1 protein-coding gene and 1 pseudogene are annotated in these 1,467 nt (G+C 67.3%); both read left to right on the forward strand.

Features of this window, described 5'->3' with window-relative positions:
- Positions 1-669: TraB/TrbI/VirB10 family type IV secretion system protein (locus K678_RS17330; RefSeq protein WP_021133787.1), on the forward strand; the 669-nt coding region annotated here is incomplete at its 5' end.
- A gap of 4 nt (positions 670-673) precedes the next feature.
- Positions 674-1,467 (forward strand): annotated as a pseudogene (locus K678_RS17335) (hypothetical protein); the annotation flags it as partial.

Raw genomic sequence — 1,467 nt, forward strand, 5'->3', positions numbered from 1 at the left:
AAGGAAGCGTCGATCACCTCGACCAAGCCGGTCGATAACAGCCGGATCGTCACCACCGACCGCTATATCAGCGGCATCCTCGAAACCGGCATCAACACCCAGTTGGACGGGGCGACCGGCGGCCCGGTGGTGATCCAGACCACGCGCGACGTGTTCGGCTATCACGGCCGCAATATCCTGATCCCCAAGGGATCGCGTCTGGTCTGCGCCTTCAAGAGCCTCGACAAGGTCGGCTCGACCCGCGCGCCGCTCCGCTGCTCCCGCGTTCTGCTCGGCGGCCACCGCGCCGAAATCTATGGGGCCAAGGCCAACGTCACCGACGTCCAGGGCGCGCTCGGAATCTCGGGCGAGGTCGATAACCGCTTCTTCGAGCGCTATGGCACCGCCTTCCTGCTGGCTGGAATCTCGGCGGCGGTGCGGGCCTCGACCGCCGGGATCGGCGGCTCTCCCACCTCGTCGTCCTCGTCCTCGGCGTTGGGCTCGTCGTCGTCTTATTCCGACGGCGGCGCCCTGTCCCAGGGCAGCACCGAATTGTCGCAGCGCTTGGGCGAGATCACCGCCTCGGCGCTGGAGCAGACCATCAACCTGACCCCGATCCTCAAGGTCGCTCAGGGCACCCGCATCCAAATCCGACCCGACACCGATTGGTACATCGCCAAAGTGGAGTGACGCCATGCGTAACGACAGCATCGCGGCGGCCCTGTGCGCCGCTCTTTTGGTCCCGCTTCCGACCCACGCCGCCCCGGCGCAGAATCAGACTGCGGCGACCGGCAAGACACAAGCCGCCCCGGCGGTCCCCGCTCAATCTGCGGCCCCTTCCATCGCGGTCTCCGACACCGTCGCGGTGCCGGTGTGGCCGAAGGCGGCGGTGACGCTGCCGGTCAATCAGCCGATTGCCGCTTCGTTCGCGCTGGGCGCGGTCGAGGGGATCAACCCGGCGCTGCTGTCCGGCGTCACCGCCAAGGGCTATGCCCGCAAGGTCGAGGCCGGTCCCCAGACCGTCGGTCAGGTGCTGGTCACGTCCGTTGCCAAGGGCGAGCGCGAAGAGACGATCTCGACCGAGGGGCTGACGGCGCAGTTCGACGCCAAGGGCGCGAACGAGCTGTTCCCGGAAAAGACGCTGGAGGTGAAGGGCTCGAAATCGGCCCTGATCGCCGCGCTGGAGCGCTTGGCCAAGACCGAGAAAAAGGACGAGGCGAAGAAGCCTGCGAACGACGGCTCTGTCCGTCAGGGCAGCGACAAGGGCCGCTCCAACGATCTCGCCGCGCAATACCGCACCCCGGCGACGGTGACCCCGACTCCCGCCCCGGAGAAGCAGAGCAGCACCGAGGTCCGCACCAGCACCGAGGGATGCCGGGTCCGGGTCGATCTGGCCCAGGGCAAGGCGATCCGCCAGTCGAAGGAACAGACCTTCACCGACGGCGTTCTCGCGGGCGAAAGCCAGTGCACCGATTCCGATGTCAGCTT

Source organism: Magnetospirillum fulvum MGU-K5, from assembly GCF_000442515.1.
Classification (GTDB): domain Bacteria; phylum Pseudomonadota; class Alphaproteobacteria; order Rhodospirillales; family Magnetospirillaceae; genus Phaeospirillum; species Phaeospirillum fulvum_B.